The sequence below is a fragment of the Blautia sp. DFI.1.216 genome (genome assembly GCF_020594215.1).
Lineage (GTDB): Bacteria > Bacillota > Clostridia > Lachnospirales > Lachnospiraceae > Blautia_A > Blautia_A wexlerae.
In genome coordinates, this window is record NZ_JAJDML010000222.1 from 1 (window position 1) to 279 (window position 279).

Consider the following 279-nt stretch of genomic DNA (forward strand, 5'->3'; position numbering starts at 1 on the left):
GCCATTGAGAGATTCTGTACCAAATGCTATGAAATAATCCTGTCCTTTGGAAAGGGCAAAGTCAGCATATGGAATACTGCGCTCAAATGCACCGCCTACAGTTACAGTCTGGATACACTGCAGAACCCCATTCTCAGCATCATACCAGAACAGATTTGCCATAAGTCCTGCACAGGAAGCATCTGCCTTTACAGAAAGCACAGCCGGGAAATCGAAAGCTCCGTTTCTTCCAAGATGGAAACCGAAATCATTCTGGTTTGTGGAGATCAGGCTGTATAA

General features: G+C 45.2%; 1 protein-coding gene. It reads right to left on the bottom strand.

Annotated elements, in window-relative coordinates; genetic code table 11:
• A partial coding sequence (locus tag LJE11_RS19525; protein ID WP_227219543.1) for a hypothetical protein occupies nt 1-279 on the bottom strand: 279 nt, incomplete at both ends.